Here is a 22,858-nt window from a genome sequence, read left to right as displayed (position 1 = left end):
GTGCCCGACGTCGAGCACGTCCTCGTCACCGCGGGTACCGGCGTGCCCACGTCGGGCCTCATCCTCGGCTAGCGGAGCGGCCAGTGAGCCGGCTTCCGGGCCGGCTACCGGGCTGTGCCGCCGAGCGCTCGGGATTTGCCGTCGAGCGTGAAACTGCAGTCACGCTCGGGCTCGAACGTGACTGCACTGTCATGCTCGAGGCGGTGTCAGTGGGCGATGGCACACTCCCGCCATGAAAGAACCGTTCATCGGCAGTGAGGCCGTAGCGGCCGGCGTGGCTTCGCATGGCCAGCTACGCCGCAAATACACGCGTGTTTTCCCCGACGTCTATGTCACCGAAGGCACCGAGCTGACGCACGTGGTGCGCTCACGGGCCGCCTGGCTGTGGTCGCGGCGTCGTGGCGTACTCGCGGGCTTTTCGGCTGCGAGCCTTCACGGCAGCAACTGGGTCGATGCGGCGCGGCCCGTTGACATCATTCATGACAACCGGCATGCGGCACTGGGTCTAAAGACCTGGGGCGATCGGCTCGAGGGCGACGAGTTCGAATGGATCGACGGAGTCGTGGTTACGACTCCGACACGCACTGCCCTGGACCTCGCCTGTTGGTATCCCACGACGACGGCAGTCGCCGCGATCGACGCGCTCGCGCGGGCGACCGATGTCAAGGCGGCTGATGCAGAGCTGCTGGCTGAGCGATATCGCGGACGTCGCGGCATTGAGCGTGCTCGCGCCTCGCTCGACCTCGTCGACGCGGGTGCCCAGTCGCCCAAGGAGACCTGGTTGCGGCTGGTACTCGTGCAGGCCGGATTGCCGCGGCCGCAGACCCAGATTCCGGTGGTGGATGAGCTAGGCAGTGCATTTGCTTATCTGGACATGGGTTGGGAGGACGTGAAGGTTGCCGTTGAATATGACGGCGACCAGCATCGTAGTGATCACTCTCAATTCGCTTGGGATATTGCGAGACTCGAGAGACTGCAGCGTCGTGGGTGGATTGTGGTGCGGGTAATAGCCGGTGACCGGCCCGCCGATATCGTCCGCAGGGCGCGCAACGCCCTTGCCGGTCGAGCATGACAGTGCAGTCACGCTCGAGGGCGAATGTGACTGTGGCGTCACGCTCGAGCCCGAAGGAAGCCCGCAAGAAGGCCGGAGCGGGCCCTAGGCGGGGACCAACTCGACGCCGGAGAGCACGACGGCGTTGTCGCGCGAGGGCGCGACAACGCTGGCCACAAAGCGGCCGCTGTCCTTCCAGATGCCGACCTTGAGTGTTTCGCCGGGAAAGGCCACCCCGGCGAAACGCGCACCGTAGGCACCCACCGCGCCGGTGTCACCGTCGAGCAGCGCATCGACGATCGCCTTGCAGGTCATGCCGTACGTGCACAGCCCGTGCAGGATGGGCCTGGGAAAGCCTGCGGCGGCCGCGAATTCGGGATCCGAGTGCAGCGGGTTGCGGTCGCCACACAGCCGGTACAACAACGCCTGCTGGGGCAAGATCGGCACGTCGACCTCGAGATCGGGAGCTCGGTCCGGTGCGCCGTCCGAGGTTGACGGACCGCGTTCACCACCGAAGCCACCTTCGCCGCGCGCGAAGATCGACCGTCGCTGAGTCCACAACAGCGTGCCGTCCGGCGCGGTCACCGTCGTCTCACTCCAGATCACCGCGGCCTTGCCCTTGTCCCAGATGTCCGTGAACCGGGTGACGGCCTTGGCCTTGCCCGAAGGCGGAAGCGGCCCGGGCACTTCCACGCGCTCGGACGCGTGCAACACCTTGCCCAGCTCGATGTCGATGCCGGGAAACTGAACGGTCGGCGGCTTGGTCATGTGAAAGCTGGCGGCGACGTTGCCGAACGTCGGCAGCACCTGCGGGGTGTCGTCCACCAGGTAACGCAGCTCGCGGGGGTCCATCGGGTCCGCTCCGGCGCCCAAGCCAAGGTGGTAGAGCTGGATATCGCTGCTGACCCAAGAGAATTCGATGGGATCCAGCTCGGCATTCAGCGCGACGTCGACGTCGATGGGCATTTCGGTTACCTTTCCCCGGCTCCGCCGGCAATGTGCAATGCCGCCAGGTAACCGAACGTCATGGCCGGACCGATGGTGCCACCCGGACCGGGGTACGTGTGGCCCATCACCGGGGCGCTGACATTGCCGGCGGCGTAAAGGCCTTCGATGATACTGCCGTCGTCGCGCAGCGCCCGGCCGTGGACATCCGTGCGGATGCCACCCTTGGTGCCCAGGTCGCCGGGCACCATCTTGGCGGCGTAGTACGGCGCGTGACTGATCTCGCCGAGGTTGGGGTTCGGCTTGTTGGTCGGGTCGCCGTAGTACCTGTCGTAGGCGCTCTCGCCGCGCTGGTAGTCGAGATCGATGCCGGAACGCGCGAAGCCGTTGAAACGCTCGACGGTGGCGGCGAATTCGCTCGCCGGAAGACCGGCCTTCTGCGCCAGCTCCGCGAGCGTGTCGGCGGCGATGATGACGCCGGACTCCAGCCACTTGCGGGGAATGCGTTGTCCGGGCTGTAATCCCGCGAAGATGTAACGGTCCCGGTACCGCTGGTCGAATACCAGCCATGCGGGAATGTTCTCGCCGGGCCCGGGCCCCTGACCGTATTCGCCGCCATACATGTGATGGCAGGCTTCGACGTAGGGCATCGATTCGTTCATGAACCGCTTGCCCGACATGTTGACGATGATCGACCCCGGCGAGTTACGCTCGGACAGCGCGAACCACGGTGCACCCACCAGCGGGACGGTCGGGCCCCACCAGGCGTCTTCCATGACGTCCAATGCGGCGCCGAGCTTTTCGCCCGCCAAAATCCCGTCGCCCGTGTTGGCCACCGCGCCCACGGTCCACTCGGTGGTGATCGGCGCGCGCTGGTATTTGACCCGCATTTGTTCGTTGTGCTCGAACCCACCCGACGCCAGGATCACCCCCCGCCGGGCCCGGATCAGCTGGGGCTCACCCGATTCGGCATCACCGGCGCCACGCACGTAGACGCCGCGCACCACGCCATCTTCGACGTACAGGTCGGTGAGAGCGGTATTGAGCACAACCGGAACCCCGGCTCGCTGCAGCCCGATTCGCAGCGGCCCGATCAGCGCCCGGCCCATGCCGACGAGGTTCTTACCGGTCGCTTTGGCCCACATCGTGCGGGCGCCGACCTTCAGGCTGCGCAGCACGCCCCGCGGGTGGCGCTTCAGCTGATTCAGCCGCACGTAATCCTGTTGCATCACCACGACGTTGAGCGGGACTTTGCCGTACGCGGGCTCCAGGCCGGGCTCATCGGCGCCGAGCTTGCGGGCGTTGAACGGCTTCGGCTCGATCGACCGGCCCTCCGCGCGGCCGCCAGGCGACTCCGGGTAGTAGTCGGAGTAACGCGGCACCCAGCACATCTTCAAGGGTGTGTGCTTCAGCACGAAAGACAACATCTCGGGCCCGCGCTCGAGGTAGGTATCGATGCGCTCCGGCTCGACGACACTGCCGATGATCCCGTGCAGATAGGTGCGGGCCGCTTCGGCGGTGTCCTTGACCCCGTCACGCTTGAGCACTTCGTTATTCGGGATCCAAACGCCGCCGCCCGACCGTGCGGTCGAACCTCCGAAGTGCGGGGCCTTTTCGATGACTATGGTGGAAAGACCCCGGTGAGCGGCGGTAAGGGCAGCCACCATGCCGGCTCCGCCGCTCCCGACCACGACGACGTCGTACTCCTGCGCTGACATGTAGAACACGTTATAGAATTGCCCAGGGCGGCCGCTACTGGCCCGGTCGACCGTACGAGGAGAGTTTGAAAATGCTCAGTGTTGCCACCCGCGATGAGCTCGCTGCCGACTTGGCGCAGGCCGAGCGGAGCGGTGAGTCGATTGCCCCGTTGACTGCCGCCTATCCGGACATCGACGTCGTCGACGCGTATGAGATTCAGCTGATCAATATTCGTCAGCGGGTCGCCGAGGGGGCCCGGGTGCTGGGGCACAAGGTGGGGCTGTCGTCGTTGGCGATCCAGCAGATGATGGGGGTCGACGAGCCGGATTACGGGCATTTGCTCGACGAGATGCAGTTGTTCGAAGACACCCCGGTCAAGGCCAACCGCTACCTGTATCCGCGGGTCGAGGTGGAGGTGGGCTTCGTCCTGAACGCCGACCTGCCGGGCGCGGGCTGCACCGAGGACGACGTGCTGGCGGCGACCGAGGCGCTGGTCCCGTCTATCGAGTTGATCGATACCCGGATCACCGATTGGAAGATCGGATTGTGCGACACCATCGCCGACAACGCCTCGTCGGCGGGTTTCGTGCTGGGTGAGGCGCGCGTGTCCCCCCGCGACATCGACGTCAAGGGGATCGACGCGGTGCTGCGCTGCAACGGCGAGGTCGTCGCGCAGGGCCGCACGGACGCGGTGCTGGGCAACCCGGTCACCGCGGTGGCCTGGCTGGCGCGCAAGGTGGACGGCTTCGGGGTGCGGCTGCGCAGGGGCGACGTGGTGTTGCCCGGATCGTGCACGAAAGCGATCGACGCACACCCAGGCGACAACTTCGTCGCCGACTTCGCGGGCCTCGGTTCGGTGCGTCTATCGTTCGAATAGGCTCGAATTAAATCGACTAACTTAAATCTCAGGAGCTTCGAAAAGGGGCATCATGCCGACTAAGGCGAGTGTGGCAATTGTCGGGTCGGGGAACATCAGCACTGACCTGCTTTACAAGCTGTTGCGATCGGAGTGGCTGGAGCCGCGCTGGATGATCGGCATCGACCCGGAGTCCGAGGGTTTGGCGCGGGCCCGCAAGCTGGGTTTGGAGACCACCCATGAGGGGGTGGACTGGCTGCTGGCGCAGTCGGAGAAGCCCGATCTGGTGTTCGAGGCGACCAGCGCCTACGTACACCGCGACGCCGCCCCCAAGTATGCGGCCGCCGGCATCCGGGCCATCGACCTGACGCCGGCCGCGGTGGGCCCGGCGGTGATCCCGCCGGCCAATCTGCGCCAGCACCTCGATGCGCCCAACGTCAACATGATCACCTGTGGTGGACAGGCCACCATCCCGGTCGTGTACGCGGTCTCGCGTGCGGTGGCTGATGTCGGTGGCGTGCCCTATGCCGAGATCGTGGCCTCGGTCGCCTCGCTGTCGGCAGGGCCGGGCACCCGGGCCAACATCGATGAGTTCACCAAGACCACCAGCAAGGGTGTGGAGACCATCGGCGGCGCCAAGCGGGGCAAGGCGATCATCATCCTCAACCCGGCCGACCCGCCAATGATCATGCGCGACACCATCTTTTGCGCCATCCCCGAGGACGCCGACCGCGACGCGATCGCCAAATCGATCCACGACGTGGTGGCCGAGGTGCAGACCTACGTGCCCGGCTACCGGCTGCTCAACGAGCCCCAGTTCGACGACCCGTCGATCAATTCCGGCGGCCAGACCCTGGTCACCACCTTCGTCGAAGTCGAGGGCGCCGGCGATTACCTGCCCCCCTATGCGGGCAACCTGGACATCATGACCGCCGCGGCGACCAAGGTCGGCGAGGAGATCGCCAAGGAGAGCCTGGCGGCGACGGCCGGAGGAGCGAAGCCATGACCACCAGCGCCGATATTTTCTTCAACCCGATCTGGGACGTCCGGATGACCGACACGTCGCTGCGCGACGGTTCGCATCACAAACGCCATCAGTTCACCGCCGACGAGGTCGGTGCCATCGTGGCCGCCCTGGACGCCGCGGGCGTGCCCGTCATCGAGGTCACCCACGGCGACGGCCAGGGCGGCTCGAGTTTCAACAACGGGTTCTCCAAGACCCCCAAGCAGGAGCTGATCAAGCACGCCGCCCAGACCGCCAAAGAGGCCAAGATCGCCTTTTTGATGCTGCCGGGTGTGGGCACCAAGGAAGACATCAAAGAGGCGCAGAACAACGGCGGCTCGATCTGCCGGATCGCCACGCACTGCACCGAGGCCGACGTCTCGATCCAGCACTTCGGCCTGGCCCGCGAACTCGGCCTCGAGACCGTCGGCTTTTTGATGATGAGCCACACCATTCCGCCGGAGAAGCTGGCCGCCCAGGCCCGCATCATGGCCGATGCCGGCTGCCAGTGCGTCTATGTGGTTGATTCGGCCGGGGCGCTGGTGCTCGAAGGCGTGGCCGACCGGGTCGCGGCGCTGGTCGACGAACTCGGCGACGACGCCCAGGTTGGTTTCCATGGCCACGAAAACCTCGGCCTGGGGGTGGCCAACTCGGTGGAGGCGGTTCGCGCCGGCGCCAAGCAGATCGACGGCTCCTGCCGCCGCTTCGGCGCCGGGGCGGGCAACGCGCCCGTCGAGGCCCTGATCGGGGTGTTCGACAAGATCGGCGTCAAGACCGGCATCGACTTCTTCGACATCGCCGACGCCGCCGAAGAGGTCGTCGCCCCCGCCATGCCCGCGGAGTGCCTGCTGGATCGCAACGCCCTGATCATGGGCTACTCGGGGGTTTACTCGAGCTTCCTCAAACACGCCATCCGCCAGGGCGAGCGCTACGGCGTGCCGGCGCATGAGCTGCTGCACCGGGCCGGCCAGCGCAAACTCATCGGCGGCCAGGAAGACCAACTCATCGACATCGCGCTGGAGATCAAGCGCGAACAAGAAAGCGGTACCGCGGCCTCCCGCTGACCTGCGCTTTGCTGACGCCGCGCACAGGCTGCACAAAGCTATCGCGCGTAGCCTTGTACCCATGAGCACATCCAAAACGGTCGGCACCCGTGGCCGCGGACTGTTCGGCCTGCTCGCCGGGGGGCTATTGACTGCGGCCGCCGCGACGGTGATCGCGCTGCCCCTGGCCGGCACAGCCAGCGCGGATCCCCAGTGCAATCAGGACGTGGGTCAATCCATCGACTCGTATCTGCAGCGGCATCCCGACCTCCACCAGCAGCTGATCGCCAAGTCGCAGTCGGAGGGCGGTAACGGCAACGTCGTCGACTACCTGAATCGGCATCCCGACGTCCGCCAGCACCTGATCGACCTGTCCCACGCGTGCCCACCGTAGCGAGCCGGCCTCGTCCTTGAACCCTGCGGCCGACGCGCGGGAACGTTCGCCATTGACGAAAAAGTAGAACACGTTCTAGCGTCTAGGCGTGTTCACAAATTCCTTTTCGGGCCCGCTCACCTCCGCGATCGCCGAGGCCGAAGAGCTCGTGGCGGCCGCACCGCACATCGAGACCGAAGCCGACCTCCTTGAAGGACTCCAATATCTGGCCGGGTGTATCGCCGCCTGCACGCATCTGGCCTTCGACTACGACCGCGACCATCCCTTCTTGCAGTCGGGCACCGGGCCGTTCACCAAGATGGGCCTGGACAACCCCGACACGCTGTACTTCGGCACCCGGGTGCACGCCAACCACGATTACGTCGTCACCGGCCGGCGCGGCACCACCACCGACCTGAGTTTCCAGTTGCTGGGTGGCGAGTACACCGACGACAACGTGCCCGCCAGCCAGGCCGCGTTCGACGACCGGGAGCTGCAGATCGCCGCCGACGGCAGCTTCGAGTGGCGGGTGCGACCGAACAGCCCCGGACAGTTGGTGATCCGCGAGGTATACGGCGACTGGGCGGCTCAGCGCGGCACCTTGGCGATTTCTCGTCTGGACACCGCGGGCACCGCGCCGCCGCCGCTCACTCGCGCAACCATCGAAAAGCGTTTCGCCACAGCCGGAAAGCAACTTGTGAACCGGGTGAAGACGTGGCTGCAGTTCCCGCAGTGGTTCTATTTCAACATCCCGGTCAACACCATGGTCGCGCCCCGGTTGACGCCCGGCGGGCTGGCGACCCAGTACTCGTCGGTCGGGCACTACGAGCTGCGGCCCGACCAGGCGTTGGTGATCACCATCCCGGTCACCGACGCTCCCTACCTCGGGTTCCAGTTGGGCAGCCTGTGGTATATCTCGCTGGACTACATCAACCACCAGACCTCGCTGAACAACACTCAGGCGCAAGCGGATCCGGACGGTAAGGTACGCATCGTCGTCGCCGACCAGAACCCCGGCGTGACCAACTGGGTGGAGACGCTCGGGCATCGGAAGGGCATCTTGCAGTTTCGCTGGCAGCGGGTGTCGCGTCAACTGACCGATGTCGACGGCCCGTCGGTCGAGCTGGTTGACACCGACAAGGTGCCGGCCGCGCTGCCGTACTTCGAGCACAACAAGATTTCCGACGAAGACTGGCGCGCGCGAATCGCCCTGCGTCATCAACAAATTCAGGCGAGGATGCTGGGATGACGAAGTTGCTCGATGGCAAGGTTGTGGTGATCAGCGGCGTCGGCCCGGGTCTGGGTACGACGCTGGCGCACCGATGCGCGCGGGAGGGCGCCGATCTGGTGCTGGCGGCGCGCACGCCAGAACGCCTGGACGACGTCGCCAAACAGATCGCCGACATCGGGGGCCGTGCGACGACGGTGCGCACCGATATCACCGATGACGACCAGGTGAGCAACCTGGTCGCCGCCACGCTAGAGGCCTACGGCAAGGCCGACGTGCTGATCAACAACGCGTTCCGGGTGCCGTCGATGAAGCCGTTGGCCGGCACCACGTTTCAGCATATTCGTGATGCGATCGAACTCAGCGCGCTCGGTGCGCTGCGGCTGATCCAGGGCTTTACCGAGGCGCTGGCGGAATCCAAGGGGTCGGTCGTGAACGTCAACTCCATGGTGATCCGGCACTCGCAGGCCAAGTACGGCGCCTACAAGATGGCCAAGTCTGCGTTGCTGTCCATGTCGCAGTCGCTGGCCACCGAGCTCGGCGAACAGGGGATCCGCGTCAATTCCGTTGCGCCCGGATATATCTGGGGTGACACGTTGCAGGCCTACTTCAACCATCAGGCCGGCAAGTACGGCACCACGGCCGAGCAGATCTATGAGGCCACCGCGGCGAACTCCGACCTCAAGCGGCTGCCCACCGAGGACGAGGTCGCCTCGGCAATTTTGTTCATGGCCAGTGACTTGTCCAGCGGCATCACCGGACAGACCCTGGACGTCAACTGCGGGGAGTACCACACCTGATGACCGAGCGTACCGATGTCGGTACCGTCGAGGACCTGCACGCGTCGGCGACCAAGCTTGTCGGGCTCGACGACTTCGGCGTCGACAACGACAACTATCGCGAGGCCCTCGGTGTGCTGCTGGACTCCTACCGGCGTGATGCCGCGCTAACCGCGTTGGGCAGCAAAATGAATCGCTTCTTCCTGCGCAACGCGCTGGTAGCCAGGCTGTTCTCCGAGTCCGCATGGAAGCAGTACCCGCAGCACGCCGACGTCGGCATCGAGCGGCCGATCTTCGTCACCGGGTTGCCGCGCACCGGCACGACAATCTTGCACCGCCTGCTGGGCGCGGACCCGATCCATCAGGGTCTGCACCTGTGGCTGGCGGAGTTCCCGCAACCGCGTCCGCCTCGCGACACGTGGGATTCCAACCCGTGGTACAGCCAGCTGAACGCGCAGTTCGACAAAGCTCACGCGGAGAACCCGGAGTACACCGGCCTGCATTTCATGGCCGCCTACGAGTTGGAGGAATGCTGGCAACTGCTGCGGCAGTCGCTGCATTCGGTATCCTACGAGACGCTGTCGCACCTACCCACCTATTCGCAGTGGCTGTCCCGGCAGGACTGGACACCGTCCTATCAGCGGCACCGCCGCAACCTTCAGCTGATCGGTTTGAACGACGCCGAAAAGCGTTGGGTGCTCAAGAATCCCAGCCACCTCTTTGCGCTGGACGCGTTGATGGCGACCTACCCCGACGCGTTGGTGATACAGACCCACCGGCCGGTGGAAACGATCCTGGCGTCGATGTGCTCGTTGGCGCAGCACACTGCCGAGGGGTGGTCGACGACCTTCTCCGGTGTTCAGATCGGTGCCGACGCAATCGAAACCTGGTCGCGCGGCCTAGAGCAGTTCCATACCGCACGCGCCAAGTACAACCCGGCTCAGTTCTATGACGTCGACTATCGCGAGTTGATCGACGACCCGCTGGGAACCGTCGCGAACGTATACGGACACTTCGGCCTGACGCTGACCGACGCGGCTCGAAAGGCCATGGAGGACAGCCACGCCGAGAGTCAGACCGGGGCCCGCGCTCCGAAGCACAAGTACTCACTGGCCGACTATGGGCTCACCGCTGAAGAGGTCAGGGAGCGCTTCGCCGGCCTGTGACCGCCGCGAGACTACAACTGGCAACATATTTCGCGAGTAACACTGTCGGTAGTTACAGCCTCGCGGAATCAGCCTTCGTCCGGACTTTCGAGGTAGCCCTCGGCGACGGCGTGCTCAATGCTGTCGCTCAGTTTGGGGCAGGACCGGGTGCGCGCGGTATTGCCACCGGACTCGCGCACTTCGGTGAAGTGTGCGCAACGCTGCCACGCTTCGGTGTTCCATTGCACGGCGGTGTGCCCCGGCCCAAGCCGGCGGACCGTGACGCGGACGTGGCAGAAACGGCAGTCCACCGGCAACAGACCCGAGTTGAGGTAGCGCTCACGGTCGGCCCGGCTGGCTTCGGCCACCGCCGCCGCCCGCTGCGGATCATTGGCGAAATCCCCTGACTTCGACCATGATCCGGAGCCATCGTCGCGGGCGGGCTCCTCCTCGTGGTCGTGATGATCGCCGTGCAGCTGCAACATCGACCGCGCGAGCCGATCGACGTCGGGTACCGCTGGCTGATCGTCGCCCATGATTCCTAGTGGTGCTCCGCCGGGACGTCGTCGGTAACCGTCTCGTCCGCCTCGGATCCGTTGGCCTTGAGATTCTCCTCGACCTCGGAGTTCCAATATTCGTTGGCGCGGGTGGTGTCCACCTCGATCTCGAAGCGTTCCACCATTTCCGGCTCTATGTCGGCGACGTCGACATAGAACTGCTGATACCAACGGCGTAGCTGGTAGACAGCGCCGTCTTCTTCGACCAGAAGCGGATTGTCGATGCGGGTCTTGTGCTTCCAGATCTCGACGTCCTGCAGGAAGCCCTTGCTGACGCCCTCGGTGAACACCTTCGACAGCTTGTCGGTCATCTTGTCGTCCATGCCCTTGGGCTTTTCGACGGTGACGCCCCACTGCAGCACGAACGAGTTCTGGGTCACCGGGTAGTGGCAGTTGATCAGGATCGACTCGGCCTTGAAGCCGCCGTAGCTGTTGTGCAGCCAGTTGATCATGAACGACGGTCCGAAGTAGGACGCCTCGGAATCCAGGTGTGCCTCGCCGTACGACGTGCCGAGATCGCTCACATCGGGCCGGCCCACGTTGTGCAGGTACTGCGACGCGATGTGACCCTCGAAGACGTTCTTGAAGTACGTCGGCAATCCGAAATGGATGTAGAAGAAGTGCGCCATGTCGGTGACGTTGTCGATGATGTCGCGGCAGTTGGACCCCTCGATGAGGATGCTGTTCCACCGCCACTCGGTCCATTCGTCGCTGTGGGCTTCCGGGATGTCCGGGATCCGCACGGCGGGATCCGGCGGATTGTTTTCGTGGTCGTGCCAGACGAACAAAAGGCCGCCGCGCACGTCGGTTGCCCACGACCGCGTGCGCGCCGTCTTGGGCGTGCGCTTGGCGTACGGCACCAGCTTGCAGCGGCCGTCGCCGCCCCAGCGCCAGTCGTGGAACGGGCAGGCGACCTCGTCGCCCTTGATGGTGCCCCGCGACAGGTCTCCGCCCATATGCCGGCAATAGCCGTCGAGGACCTTGACATCCCCATGGGAGTCGGCGAAGACCACCAGCTTGGTGCCGAAAGCCTCGATCGAATGCGGCTTGCCGTCCTGGAAGTCCTTCGCGACGCCCAGGCAGTGCCAGCCGCGGGCGTATCTGGTCGGCAAAGCGCCGGGATCGATTTCCCGGACGCCGACCGCCTTGGTGTCGGTACTCACCTGTCACCTCCAACTAATGGCCCTCTAACTAGAACACGTTACAGTTTTGCGCGGGGGGCGCGCAATGACGGCGGGCCTGGCTGGGTCATATGCGCGCTGGGGTATATCTAAACGATGCCGCTGTTTGCGTTCGAGGGCCGGTCACCACGGGTCGATCCCACCGCTTTCGTGGCCCCGACGGCCACTCTGATCGGCGACGTCGTCGTGGAGGCGGGGGCCTCAATCTGGTTCAACGCCGTACTGCGCGGCGACTACGGGCCCATCATGGTGCGCGAGGGCGCCAACGTGCAGGACGGGTCGGTGCTGCACGCCCCTCCCGGTATCCCGGTGGACATCGGCCCCGGTGCGACGGTGGCGCATCTGTGCGTCATACACGGGGTACACGTGGGGCCTGAGGCGCTGATCGCCAACCACGCCACCGTTCTGGACGGCGCGGTGATCGGCGCGCGCAGCCTCGTTGCGGCGCATTCACTGGTCACGGCCGGCACCCAGATCCCGCCAGGGATGCTGGCCGTCGGCGCACCGGCCCAGATCAGGGGCCCGGTCGCCGGAACCGGCGCCGAGATGTGGGTAAAGGTGAATCCGCAGGCCTACCGCGACCTCGCCCAGCGGCATCTGGCCGGGTTGGAGCCGATCTAGACCTTGCGCGTGTTGGCCGCCGCGCGGTCCATCTCCCAATAGGCCCGCAGGGCCACCAGCTTGCCCTCGTCGTTGGCCTTGTAGGTGAACACGCCTTCGGCGGTCGTCTGATATTCGCCCGTCGTGATCAGGATGTGCCCGACGTTGGCCTCTTCGTTGCCGCACTGATAGGTGTCGCGGAAAACGAACTCGATCTTCGCGGTGGGGGCGATGGCCTTGTCCCAGAACGCCGAAATCGCGTCACGGCCGCGGTGCCCTTTGCCTTCGGGGTCGAACGCCGAGGGGCCGATCGGGTCCTCGACGATGGCGTCGTCGGCGAACACCGCCAGCCAGGCGTCCTTGTCCCTGGCCGCCACCGCCTCGCGGGAGCGGCGGCCGGCCTCGTGTGCGGGATGCTCAGTCATCGGCGCGTTCACGCGTCGAGCTTTTGGGCCGCGGGCTTGTCGGCGCCGACCACCCACATGGAGTAGTACTGCGAGCCGCCGCCGTAGGCGTGTCCCAAGGCCTTTCGCGCGCCCGGCACCTGGTGGTCGCCGCCCTTGCCCATCACCTGGATCGCGGCTTCGGCGAAGCGAATCAGGCCCGAGGCGCCGATCGGGTTCGACGACAGCACGCCGCCCGACGCGTTCACCGGCAGCCGGCCGCCGATCTTGGTTTCGCCCGCTTCAGTGAGCTTCCAGCCCTCGCCCTCGGGCGCAAACCCCAGGTTTTCCAACCACATCGGCTCGAACCAGGAGAACGGCACGTAGATCTCCGCGGCGTCGATCTCGTCGATGGGGCTGGTGATGCCGGCGGCCTTCCACAGCGCGGCGGCCGCGTCGCGGCCGGCCTGCGGGCTGACCTGGTCGCGCCCGGAGAACTGCAGCGGTTCGGTGCGCAACGCGGTGGCATGGATCCATGCCACCGGATTGCCTTGCGCCAAACGGGCTTCGGCGGCCTCCTCGTTGCCGATCACGACGGCGGCGGCGCCGTCCGACGAGGGGCATGTCTCGTCGTAGCGGATCGGGTCCCACAGCATGGGCGACGCCATCACCTTCTCCAGGGTGATGTCGGGCTGGTGCAGGTGCGCCAGCGGATTCTTGCTGCCGTTGAGGCGGTCCTTGACCGCGACCATGGCGCCGATGTTCGTCGGCGCGCCGGATCGACGGATGTACGAGCGCACGTGCGGGGCGAAGTAGCCACCCGCGCCCGCACCCACCGGCTTGATGAAGGGGATCGGAATTGACAACGCCCACATCGCGTTTGATTCCGACTGCTTCTCCCAGGCCATCGCCAGCACGCGCCGGTACTTGCCGGACTGCACCAGGCTGGCGGCCACCACGCCGGTGGAGCCGCCGACCGATCCCGCGGTGTGCACCCGGATCAGCGGCTTGCCGGTGGCACCCATGGCGTCGGCCATGAACAGCTCGGGCATCATCACGCCCTCGAAGAAGTCCGGCGCCTTGCCGACCACGATGGCGTCGATGTCGTCGAAGGTGGAACCGGAGTCGGCCAGCGCGCGATCGATCGCCTCGCGCACCAAGCCGTTCATCGAAACATCCTGGCGCTTGGCGACATACTTCGTTTGTCCGGTACCTAGTACCGCAGCAATGTTCGGCCCTGCACCGGCCATCAGTTCTTCCCTTCCATGACCGCGACCAGGTTCTGTTGTAGCGCGGGCCCGCTGGTGGCGTGCGCCAGCACCCGCTCAGCGGAACCGTTCCAGATGTGTTGTGCTGCAAAGCCGATACGCTCGAGGCCAGCGACGAACATGGGGTTGGCCGCCAGCGCACCGCCGGACGGATTGACCTTAGTCGGTCCCGGTATCCGGATGGCTTCGGCGATGATCAGGTGCTGGTGGGTGAAGGGTGCGCAGATCTCGGCGACGTCCAGGTTGTCGGTCCTGCCGCCGGTGGCGATGTGGGCCGCGGCCTTGGTCGACGTGGACTCGGTGAGATCGCGCGCGCCCAACGACGGGGTTTCGATGCGGTGCTCGATCCCGGTGATCCAGGCCGGGTTTTCGCGCAGCTCGCGCGCCCGGTCCCCGGCCGCGAGCACGATCGCCGCGGCGCCGTCGGTGATCGGTGCGATGTCGTGTCGTCGCAGCGGGTCGGCGTAATACGGCCGTTCGAGCAACTCCGCCACGCTGATCGAGCCCTCCACCTTGTCCACCCGGCGCGCGTTCGCAAAGGAGTCGTAGGCCACGCGCGCCATCTGCTCCTCGGTCCACTTGCCGGTGTCGAGCCCGATGCGGGCCTGCAGCCCGGCCATCGAGATCGAATCGGGCCACAAGGGCGCGACGGTGTACGGGTCGGTCTGCCGCGACAGAATCTGCCGTAGCACGCCGGCGGAGGACTTCCCGAAGCCGTACACCAGCGCGGTGTCGACCTCACCGGTCAAGATTTTGATGTAGGCCTCGTAGAGGGCCCACGCCGCGTCCATCTCGACGTGCGATTCGTTGATCGGCGGAACGGCGCCGATGGAGTCGATCGCCGAGATAAACGAAAAGGCCCGCCCGGCAAGGTAATCGGATGATCCCGAACACCAGAAGCCGATATCGGTCCTGTCAATGCCCAGCTCCTCATACAGCTCGGCGAAGCACGGTATCAACATCTCGACGCCGTTGGTGGTGCCATCGGTGCGGCGGACGTGTGGTGCGTGGGCAAAGCCGACTACCGCAACGTTGCGAGCGCTCATGTGTTCCTAAGCCCTTTACAGGTGGTGCTTATAGGTGTCGTAGTCGGCGTCGGGTTCCCCGGTCGGCCGGAAGTACTCGATGTTGTCGATGCCAAAACCCCACTCCTCGCGGGGTTTCCACACCGCTTCCACGCGCATGCCCATCCGTACCTCGTGGGCGTCGATGTCGGCGACCAGATGCAGGAAAGGGATGTCGGATCCGTCGAGCAGCACATAGGCGGCCACATACGGCGGCTTGATGCGCTGGCCCTGGAACGGGATGTTGATGATCGCGAACGTCGTCACCGTTCCCTTATCGGGCAGCTCGACGAACTCGGTCGTCGGCTGGCCGGTGGCCGGGTCAGCGCCGTGCGGTGGGAAGTAGACCTTTCCTTCCTCCCCGGTGCGCGCGCCCAGCAGTTTGCCCTGCGCGATGGCGCGCAGGTAGGCGCTCTCCTCGTGCGAGGCGGTGTGCTGAATGGTCAGCGAGATCGGCGTGACAATCATTGTCACCGGGTCTTTTTCGCCGTCCGACTTTTCCGCGACGGCTTCGGCCTCCTCGCCCAGCTCGAAGTACGCGATGTCGGTGATGGCGCCCACCGGCTCGTCGGCCCAGTGCACATGCACCCGGGTGCCGCTCTTGATGGCGGAAGGACCCGCAGCTCCGACATCAATGGCATGGATCAGCGGGGTGTCCGCGCCGTCCAGCTTGATCAGCGCCCACGCGAACGGCCGGTCCAGCGGCTGACCCTCCATCGGTTCGGGTTGCCAGGTCCACGAAACGACGGTGCCCACACTGGACACCGGTACCATCTCGCCCAGCGGCTCATAGGTGACCGGGTCATATTCCGCCGGTGGCACGTGCACCCGGCCATCCGATCCGCGCACCCCCAGGACGTGGCGATCGCGCAGCGCGGTGAAGAACTTACTCAGCGTGGGGCCGACTGAACGGGTGTAGTCGAAGGACAACGTCAATGGCGCGGAGAGCGGTGGTTCAGGGTGATCCATCAGGGGCGGGCTACTCGAGCTGGCTGTCACGCCATCGAGTAGAACAGGTTCTAAGAACGGATTCAAATCTTTCTTGGATCGGGACGACCACCGGAAGGGCAAAGACGATGAAGCTGGGATTGCAGCTGGGATATTGGGGCGCTCAGCCGCCGGAGAACCACGGCGAGCTCGTCGCCGCCGCCGAGGAGGCCGGATACGACGCCATCTTCACCGCCGAAGCGTGGGGATCCGACGCCTACACACCGCTGGCCTGGTGGGGCTCGTCGACATCCCGGGTGCGGCTGGGCACCTCGGTGGTCCAGCTGTCCGCCCGCACCCCGACGGCCTGCGCCATGGCCGCTTTGACGCTCGACCACCTGTCCGGCGGCCGACACATCCTCGGCCTCGGCGTCTCCGGCCCGCAGGTGGTCGAGGGCTGGTATGGCCAGTCGTTCCCCAAGCCGCTGGCCCGGACCCGTGAATACATCGACATCATCCGGCAGGTGTGGGCGCGGGAGGCGCCGGTGACGAGTAACGGGCCGCACTACCCGCTGCCGCTGACCGGCGAGCGCGCAACAGGTCTGGGCAAGCCGCTCAAGCCCATCACCCATCCGCTGCGGGCTGACATCCCGATCATGCTGGGTGCCGAGGGTCCGAAGAACGTCGCGCTGGCCGCCGAAATCTGCGACGGCTGGCTGCCGATCTTCTACACGCCGCGCATGGCCGACACCTACAACGAGTGGCTGGACGAGGGGTTCGCGCGCCCGGGCGCACGCCGCAGCCGCGAGGACTTCGAGATCTGCGCGACGGCCAACATCGTCATCACCGAGGACCGCAGCGCCGCGTTCGCGGCCATGAAGCCCTACATCGCGCTCTACATGGGCGGGATGGGCGCCGAGGACACCAACTTCCACGCCGACGTCTACCGCCGGATGGGCTACTCCGAGGTCGTCGACGACGTGACGAGGCTGTTCCGCAGTGGACGCAAGGACGGCAAAGAACGAGCCGCGGAAATCATCCCCGACGAGGTGATCGACGACGCCGCCATCGTCGGCGACGTCGACTACGTGCGTAAGCAGATCAAGGCCTGGGAGGCCGCCGGCGTCACCATGATGGTGGTGTCTGGCCGCAGTACGGAGCAGGTCCGCGAGCTGGCGAGCCTGATCTGACAGCCGCACATAGAAATCTAGAACACGTTCTAGTTTTCTTGCCAGGGGCTTAGAACGCGTTCTAGATTGTCCGGATGACAGGCCCGACGACGATGCCGAGCGCGCGGCGCGACGAGGTGGAGCCGGGCAATCGACACCGGTCCGGCCGGTCAGCCGAGCGGATGGGCGTCGCCGAACGTCATCTCGACGTGGCCGACAGATCCAGAGACCATCGCCCGCCTTGGCAGGCCCAGCGATGCCAGCTCCTTGGCGTAGGCGTGATCGCCAAGTCGCAACGTCGCGCCGCCGACCCGACCGCGCAGCCCGCGCACCCGCATCTCCCAGGGCACTTCGCGGGTGGTGCCGTCGGCGAAGGTGTAGGTCTTGAGCACCTGCGGCCGCGACGTGAACAGCGACGGTACCGGCAATCCCCGGGCGAAGTCGATGCCGGCGATGTGCGCGCCGTCGGCGCTGACGTCGAATCCGAACCGGCCGTGCTCGTGAACGGTGAAGTCGGCCATGATCTTCGGGAATCCCCAGATGGAGCGCCCGGCTTCCAGGGTGAAGCTCTGGTCGACCGGCAGATGGTGGATGAACGCGGCCGCGTCGCCCAGCGCCCGCCAGCCGCGCGCCGTCGAACCGGGCGGGTTGACCATCACGCAGGTACCGAATTCGTGGTACTGCCCCAGATCGCCGTCGATATAGCGGGCCAGCATCAGGTTGACCACCGCCCGGCCGGGACGGTGTTGGCAGACTTGCAGGCCGCTGTAATCGACAAGGCGTTGCGCCGCTTGTGCATCCACCGAAAACATCGCGGCGTGCACGTCCGCTTTTCGTATCCGCACCGGCATGGTGAGGACTGTCCCCGCAACGATGTGTTGTGACTCAGCCATGCCGGTTACTGTAATCCGTTCGTCAACATTTGGAGGCTGTAGATGACTTCGACCATCCCGGAAGCAATTTCGAATATCGACCTGACCGATGGCAATTTCTACGCCGACCGGCGCGCCTCACGCGAGGCCTATCGCTGGATGCGCGCCAACCAGCCGGTATTTCGCGATCGCAATGGCCTGGCCGGTGCCGCCACCTATCAAGCCATCCTCGACGCCGAGCGCAATCCGGAGTTGTTCTCCAGCACCGGAGGAATCCGCCCCGAGCAGCCGGGTATGCCCTACATGATCGACATGGACGATCCCGCACATCTGTTGCGGCGCAAGCTAGTCAACGCCGGCTTCACCCGCAAGCGGGTGAAGGAGAAGGAGCCGTCCATCGCGAAGCTGTGCGACACCCTGATCGACGCGGTGTGTGAGCGCGGCGAGTGCGACTTCGTCCGCGATATCGCCGCCCCGCTGCCGATGGCGGTGATCGGCGACATGCTGGGCGTGCTGCCCACCGAACGCGGCATGCTGTTGAAATGGTCCGATGACCTGGTCTGCGGGCTGAGTTCGCACATCGACCCCGCGTCGGACGAAGCCCAGGCGGTGATGGCCGCATTCGCCGCGTACACCGAATTCACCACCGACATCATCACCAAGCGGCGAGCCGAGCCCACCGATGACCTGTTCTCCATCCTGGTGAACGCCGAGGTGGAGGGGCAGCGGATGTCCGATGACGAGATCGTCATGGAGACGCTGCTCATCCTCATCGGCGGCGACGAGACCACGAGGCACACCTTGAGCGGGGGGACAGAACAGCTGGTCCGCCACCGCGACCAGTGGGATGCGTTGGTGCGCGACCCCTCGCTGCTTCCCAGCGCGATGGAGGAGATGCTGCGCTGGACGTCGCCGGTCAAGAACATGTGCAGAACCTTGACTGCTGATACGGAATTCCACGGCACCTCACTGCATGAGGGCGAGAAGGTCATGTTGCTGTTCGAGTCGGGCAACTTCGACGAGTCAGTGTTCGACGATCCGGACAGCTTCGATATCCGCCGAAACCCGAACAGCCACGTGTCTTTCGGCTTCGGCACGCACTTCTGCCTCGGGAATCAGCTGGCCCGGCTGGAGCTTTCGATGATGACCGAGCGGGTGCTCAAGCGGCTGCCGGATCTGAGACTGGCCGACGACTCGGCTTTGCCGCTGCGGCGGGCCAACTTCGTCAGCGGCCTGGAAGCCATGCCGGTGGTGTTCACCCCGAGCGCGCCGCTGCTGGGCTGACGGTCTTGCGCCGAGCGTAACCGCATTGCGAAAAACCGGGCGCAACTTCGCAGTGCGGTTACGCCCGCGACGGCTCGCGCCGGGCTAGCGGTTTTGGAAGTTGGGCTTGCGCTTCTCGGCGAACGCCCGCGGGCCTTCCTTGGAGTCCTCGGAGAGGAACACCGGTATCCCGTTGGCGGTATCGGGCTTGAAGGCCTCTTCCTCGTGCATTCCCTCGGTCTCGCGGATGGTCTTGAGAATCGCCTGCACGGCCAAGGGCCCGTTGTTCTCGATCACTTCCGCGATCTCGAGCGCCTTGGTCAGCGCCTGCCCATCGGGAACGACGTGGCCGATCAGGCCCATCTCCTTGGCCTCGGCGGCGGTGATGTGCCGCCCGGTCAGCAGCAGGTCGCACGCCACCGTGTAGGGGATCTGGCGCACCAACCGCACCGCGGACCCGCCCATCGGGTACAGGCTCCACTTGGCCTCGGAAATGCCGAATTTGGCGCTCTCGCCCGCTACGCGGATGTCGGTGCCCTGCAGGATCTCGGTGCCGCCGGCGATGGCCGGCCCTTCGACGGCAGCGATGAGCGGCTTGGTCAGCCGGCGGCCCTTCAGCAACGCATCGATTCGCGACGGGTCGTAGCTGCCGTCCTTGAATGAGTCGCCCGGGGGCTTTTGCGTCGCGGCCTTGAGGTCCATGCCCGCGCAGAAGTAGCCACCGGCCCCGGTCAGGACGCAGCAGCGGATGTCGGGATCGTTGTCGACCCGATCCCAGGCCTGGACCATGATCTCCATCATTTCCGTGCTCAAAGCGTTGCGGCGGTGCGGCCGATTCATGGTCACGATCAGGGTGTGACCACGCTGTTCCACCAGCGCGTCAGGCCCGGTTTCCCCGTTTTCTGTGTTTGCTGGGGCTCCGGCGTTCTCCACGGCCACGGCTACCGCCTTTCCCTCGACAACGGTCACGAGCTTGCCTCGAAATGTAACACGTTCTAATTTGGTGGCCGTGGCCTTGAATATTGCCGATCTTGCAGAGCACGCCATCGACGCGGTGCCCGAGCGTGTCGCCCTGATCTGCGGCGACGAGAAGCTGACCTACGCCCAGCTGGAGGAGAAGGCCAACCGCCTTGCCCACTACCTGATCGATCAGGGGGTGAAAAAGGACGACAAAGTCGGTCTCTACTGCCGGAACCGCATCGAAATCGTCATCGCGATGCTCGGCATCGTCAAGGCGGGCGCCATTCTGATTAACGTCAACTACCGCTACGTCGAGGGCGAGCTGCGCTACCTGTTCGACAACTCCGACATGGTCGCGCTGGTCCATGAGCGTCAGTACTCCGACCGCGTGGCCAACGTGTTGCCGGAGACTCCCAGTGTCAAGACGGTCCTGGTGGTGGAGGACGGCAGCGACAACGACTTCCAGCGCTACGGCGGCGTGGAGTTCTACTCGGCGATCGCGCAGAGCTCGCCCGAGCGCGACTTCGCCGAGCTGCTGGGTGAGCGGAGTGCCGACGACATTTACATCTTGTACACCGGCGGCACCACCGGCTTCCCGAAGGGCGTGATGTGGCGCCACGAGGACATCTACCGGGTCCTGTTCGGTGGAACCGACTTCGCCACAGGCGAATTCGTCAAGGACGAGTACGACCTGGCCAAGGCCGCCGCGGCCAATCCGCCGATGGTGCGCCACCCTATTCCGCCGATGATCCACGGCGCCACCCAGTCGGCCACCTGGATGTCGATCTTTTCGGGCCAAACCACCGTGCTGGCACCGGAATTCAATGCCGACGAGGTCTGGCGCACGATTCACGACCACAAGGTGAACCTGCTGTTCTTCACCGGTGACGCGATGGCGCGGCCGCTGCTGGACGCGCTGCTGGCGCACCAGGACAAGGGGAACGAGTACGACCTGTCGTCGCTGTTCCTGCTCGCCTCCACCGCGGCCCTGTTCTCGCCGAGCATCAAGGAGAAATTCCTCGAGCTGCTGCCCAACCGGGTCATCACCGACTCGATCGGCTCGTCGGAAACCGGGTTCGGTGGCACCAGCATCGTCGCCAAGGACGCACCGCACAGCGGCGGCCCGCGTGTGACGATCGACCACCGCACCGTCGTCCTCGACGAGGACGGAAACGAGGTCAAGCCCGGCTCCGGTGTGCGCGGATTCATCGCGAAGAAGGGCAACATCCCGGTCGGCTACTACAAGGACGAGAAGAAGACCGCCGAGACGTTCAAGACCATCAACGGCGTCCGCTATGCCATCCCCGGCGACTTCGCGACGGTCGAGGAGGACGGCACCGTCACGATGCTGGGCCGCGGCTCGGTGTCGATCAACAGCGGCGGCGAGAAGATCTACCCCGAGGAGGTCGAGGCCGCGCTCAAGGGGCATCCCGACGTCTTCGACGCGTTGGTGGTCGGTGTGCCCGACGCGCGGTACGGGCAGCACGTCGCCGCCGTCGTCCAGCCGCGGCCGGGGACCCGCCCCGCACTGCCGGAGCTGGATGCCTTCGTGCGTTCCGCGATCGCCGGATACAAGGTGCCGCGCAGCCTGTGGCTGGTCGACGAGGTCAAGCGTTCGCCCGCCGGCAAACCGGACTACCGCTGGGCCAAGGAGCAGACCGAGGCGCGTCCGGCCGACGAGGTGCATGCCGCTCACGCCGCGACCGGTGCGTGACGACCGACTTCGTCAAGCACCACCCTGACGTTCCCGCCGGCTACTTCGCTTGGGAGGCCGCCGGCCTGCGCTGGCTTTCCGGCGTCGACGGCGGCGTGCCATGCGCGCAGGTCGTTTCCGTCACCGCGACGAGCCTGACGCTGCGGCGGCTCGATTCGGTGAGCCCGACCCCCGAGGCGGCGCGCGCGTTCGGCGGCCAGCTGGCCATCACGCACGACGCCGGGGCTGCGGCTTTCGGCGCGGGCCCCGACGGATGGGACGGGCCCGGCTTCTTCGGGCCGCTGTCGCAGCCCCTGCCGATGTCGCTGCGACCCCACCGACGCTGGGGCGAGTTCTACGCGGAGGAGCGGCTGGTCCCGATGGCCGAACTCGCGGCGGCGCGCCTGGACGCCGCGACCCGCGAGGCCGTCGACGCCGTCGCGACGCGTTGCCGTGCGGGCGATTTCGACGACGACGACGACCGGCCGGCCCGGCTGCACGGTGATCTGTGGAGCGGCAACGTGATGTGGACGCCCGGTGGGGTGGTGCTGATCGACCCGGCCGCGCACGGCGGTCACCGCGAGACGGACCTGGCGATGCTCGCGCTGTTCGGCTGCCCGCATTACGACGCCGTCCTCGACGGTTATCAGCGGGTGCGGCCGCTGACACCCGGCTGGCGCGACCGCACGGGGCTGCACCAGCTGTTCGGACTGCTGGCCCATGTCGTGCTGTTCGGCGGCGGATACGCCCGACAAACCGCCGCCGCCGCCCGCGCCGCGCTGACCGCCTGAGCGGCGTCT

General features: G+C 65.9%; 24 protein-coding genes. 14 read left to right on the top strand and 10 right to left on the bottom strand.

Annotated elements, in window-relative coordinates; translation table 11 throughout:
• Positions 1–72: hypothetical protein (locus tag Q0W90_RS06175; RefSeq protein WP_297773635.1), on the top strand; the 72-nt coding region annotated here is incomplete at its 5' end.
• A 160-nt stretch (positions 73–232) separates the two neighbouring features.
• Positions 233–1,072, top strand: coding sequence for a hypothetical protein (locus Q0W90_RS06170; RefSeq protein ID WP_297773632.1), 840 nt, complete (start codon positions 233–235; stop codon positions 1,070–1,072).
• Between the two features lie 84 nt (positions 1,073–1,156).
• Here the strand turns inward: Q0W90_RS06170 and Q0W90_RS06165 are convergent, their stop codons facing one another.
• Both Q0W90_RS06165 and kstD read right to left on the bottom strand, forming a co-directional pair.
• Positions 1,157–2,017, bottom strand: a complete 861-nt coding sequence (locus Q0W90_RS06165; protein ID WP_297594686.1) for a MaoC family dehydratase — start codon at positions 2,015–2,017, stop codon at positions 1,157–1,159.
• A 5-nt stretch (positions 2,018–2,022) separates the two neighbouring features.
• A complete protein-coding gene (gene kstD / locus Q0W90_RS06160) occupies positions 2,023–3,714 on the bottom strand; it encodes a 3-oxosteroid 1-dehydrogenase (protein WP_297594683.1) in 1,692 nt (563 codons plus the stop codon).
• Between the two features lie 71 nt (positions 3,715–3,785).
• Between kstD and Q0W90_RS06155 the strand changes: the two genes are divergently transcribed.
• From Q0W90_RS06155 to Q0W90_RS06125, 7 genes are all read left to right on the top strand, one after another.
• Entirely contained in the window at positions 3,786–4,571 is a 786-nt protein-coding gene (locus Q0W90_RS06155; protein ID WP_297594681.1) for a 2-keto-4-pentenoate hydratase, read from the top strand.
• A 52-nt stretch (positions 4,572–4,623) separates the two neighbouring features.
• Positions 4,624–5,556, top strand: coding sequence for an acetaldehyde dehydrogenase (acetylating) (locus tag Q0W90_RS06150; RefSeq protein ID WP_297700724.1), 933 nt, complete (start codon positions 4,624–4,626; stop codon positions 5,554–5,556).
• Positions 5,553–6,617: a 4-hydroxy-2-oxovalerate aldolase gene (gene dmpG, locus Q0W90_RS06145; protein ID WP_297773628.1), complete on the top strand. Its 1,065-nt coding sequence runs from the start codon at positions 5,553–5,555 to the stop codon at positions 6,615–6,617. Before Q0W90_RS06150 ends, dmpG begins: the two co-directional genes overlap by 4 nt.
• Positions 6,618–6,678: 61 nt before the next feature.
• Positions 6,679–6,990, top strand: a complete 312-nt coding sequence (locus Q0W90_RS06140) for a hypothetical protein (protein WP_297601911.1) — start codon at positions 6,679–6,681, stop codon at positions 6,988–6,990.
• Positions 6,991–7,078: 88 nt separating this feature from the next.
• Entirely contained in the window at positions 7,079–8,218 is a 1,140-nt protein-coding gene (locus Q0W90_RS06135; RefSeq protein ID WP_297601909.1) for a hypothetical protein, read from the top strand.
• Positions 8,215–8,997 carry an SDR family oxidoreductase gene (locus Q0W90_RS06130; protein WP_297601907.1) on the top strand — a complete coding sequence of 261 codons (783 nt, stop codon included), beginning with the start codon at positions 8,215–8,217 and terminating at the stop codon, positions 8,995–8,997. The genes Q0W90_RS06135 and Q0W90_RS06130 overlap by 4 nt, the downstream gene beginning before the upstream one ends.
• Positions 8,997–10,142 carry a sulfotransferase gene (locus Q0W90_RS06125; RefSeq protein WP_297773626.1) on the top strand — a complete coding sequence of 382 codons (1,146 nt, stop codon included), beginning with the start codon at positions 8,997–8,999 and terminating at the stop codon, positions 10,140–10,142. Before Q0W90_RS06130 ends, Q0W90_RS06125 begins: the two co-directional genes overlap by 1 nt.
• Before the next feature lie 68 nt (positions 10,143–10,210).
• Here the strand turns inward: Q0W90_RS06125 and Q0W90_RS06120 are convergent, their stop codons facing one another.
• The gene (locus Q0W90_RS06120) at positions 10,211–10,657 is read right to left on the bottom strand and encodes a hypothetical protein (RefSeq protein WP_297594998.1); all 447 of its coding nucleotides are present in this window, start codon (positions 10,655–10,657) and stop codon (positions 10,211–10,213) included.
• A 5-nt stretch (positions 10,658–10,662) separates the two neighbouring features.
• Complete coding sequence (locus Q0W90_RS06115; protein ID WP_297594997.1) at positions 10,663–11,841, bottom strand: Rieske 2Fe-2S domain-containing protein; 1,179 nt, start codon at positions 11,839–11,841, stop codon at positions 10,663–10,665.
• Between the two features lie 114 nt (positions 11,842–11,955).
• On the opposite strand from Q0W90_RS06115, the gene Q0W90_RS06110 reads away from it, so the two are divergent.
• Positions 11,956–12,480, top strand: a complete 525-nt coding sequence (locus tag Q0W90_RS06110) for a gamma carbonic anhydrase family protein (RefSeq protein ID WP_297594996.1) — start codon at positions 11,956–11,958, stop codon at positions 12,478–12,480.
• Here Q0W90_RS06110 and Q0W90_RS06105 read toward each other — a convergent pair.
• Genes Q0W90_RS06105 through Q0W90_RS06090 form a run of 4 tightly spaced genes read right to left on the bottom strand, consistent with a single transcriptional unit; the run spans position 12,477 to position 16,173 of the window.
• Complete coding sequence (locus tag Q0W90_RS06105) at positions 12,477–12,884, bottom strand: nuclear transport factor 2 family protein (protein WP_297594995.1); 408 nt, start codon at positions 12,882–12,884, stop codon at positions 12,477–12,479. The two genes, Q0W90_RS06110 and Q0W90_RS06105, sit on opposite strands and share 4 nt — an antisense overlap.
• Before the next feature lie 8 nt (positions 12,885–12,892).
• A complete protein-coding gene (locus Q0W90_RS06100) occupies positions 12,893–14,092 on the bottom strand; it encodes a thiolase domain-containing protein (RefSeq protein ID WP_297594994.1) in 1,200 nt (399 codons plus the stop codon).
• Entirely contained in the window at positions 14,092–15,156 is a 1,065-nt protein-coding gene (locus Q0W90_RS06095) for a thiolase domain-containing protein (protein ID WP_297594993.1), read from the bottom strand. The genes Q0W90_RS06100 and Q0W90_RS06095 overlap by 1 nt, the downstream gene beginning before the upstream one ends.
• A gap of 15 nt (positions 15,157–15,171) precedes the next feature.
• On the bottom strand, positions 15,172–16,173 hold the full coding sequence (locus Q0W90_RS06090) for a Zn-ribbon domain-containing OB-fold protein (RefSeq protein WP_297594992.1): 1,002 nt from the start codon (positions 16,171–16,173) through the stop codon (positions 15,172–15,174).
• Between the two features lie 77 nt (positions 16,174–16,250).
• Between Q0W90_RS06090 and Q0W90_RS06085 the strand changes: the two genes are divergently transcribed.
• The gene (locus Q0W90_RS06085) at positions 16,251–17,291 is read left to right on the top strand and encodes an LLM class F420-dependent oxidoreductase (RefSeq protein ID WP_297594990.1); all 1,041 of its coding nucleotides are present in this window, start codon (positions 16,251–16,253) and stop codon (positions 17,289–17,291) included.
• A gap of 149 nt (positions 17,292–17,440) precedes the next feature.
• Here Q0W90_RS06085 and Q0W90_RS06080 read toward each other — a convergent pair whose 3' ends face one another.
• The gene (locus tag Q0W90_RS06080) at positions 17,441–18,163 is read right to left on the bottom strand and encodes an acetoacetate decarboxylase family protein (RefSeq protein ID WP_297773622.1); all 723 of its coding nucleotides are present in this window, start codon (positions 18,161–18,163) and stop codon (positions 17,441–17,443) included.
• Positions 18,164–18,217: 54 nt separating this feature from the next.
• On the opposite strand from Q0W90_RS06080, the gene Q0W90_RS06075 reads away from it, so the two are divergent.
• Positions 18,218–19,426 carry a cytochrome P450 gene (locus Q0W90_RS06075; RefSeq protein ID WP_297594999.1) on the top strand — a complete coding sequence of 403 codons (1,209 nt, stop codon included), beginning with the start codon at positions 18,218–18,220 and terminating at the stop codon, positions 19,424–19,426.
• A gap of 84 nt (positions 19,427–19,510) precedes the next feature.
• Here Q0W90_RS06075 and Q0W90_RS06070 read toward each other — a convergent pair whose 3' ends face one another.
• A complete protein-coding gene (locus Q0W90_RS06070) occupies positions 19,511–20,338 on the bottom strand; it encodes a crotonase/enoyl-CoA hydratase family protein (protein WP_297697892.1) in 828 nt (275 codons plus the stop codon).
• A gap of 70 nt (positions 20,339–20,408) precedes the next feature.
• Here Q0W90_RS06070 and Q0W90_RS06065 point away from each other — a divergent pair, with 70 nt between their 5' ends.
• Positions 20,409–22,079 (top strand): acyl-CoA synthetase, encoded by a 1,671-nt coding sequence (locus Q0W90_RS06065; RefSeq protein WP_297594987.1) that lies wholly within the window; start codon positions 20,409–20,411, stop codon positions 22,077–22,079.
• Entirely contained in the window at positions 22,076–22,849 is a 774-nt protein-coding gene (locus tag Q0W90_RS06060) for a fructosamine kinase family protein (protein WP_297594986.1), read from the top strand. The genes Q0W90_RS06065 and Q0W90_RS06060 overlap by 4 nt, the downstream gene beginning before the upstream one ends.
• Positions 22,850–22,858: the final 9 nt, after the last annotated feature.

This window comes from Mycobacterium sp. (assembly GCF_025933915.1).
Classification (GTDB): domain Bacteria; phylum Actinomycetota; class Actinomycetes; order Mycobacteriales; family Mycobacteriaceae; genus Mycobacterium.
Note: the sequence above shows the minus strand (reverse complement) of the source record. Positions and strands in the feature narration are given on the sequence as shown.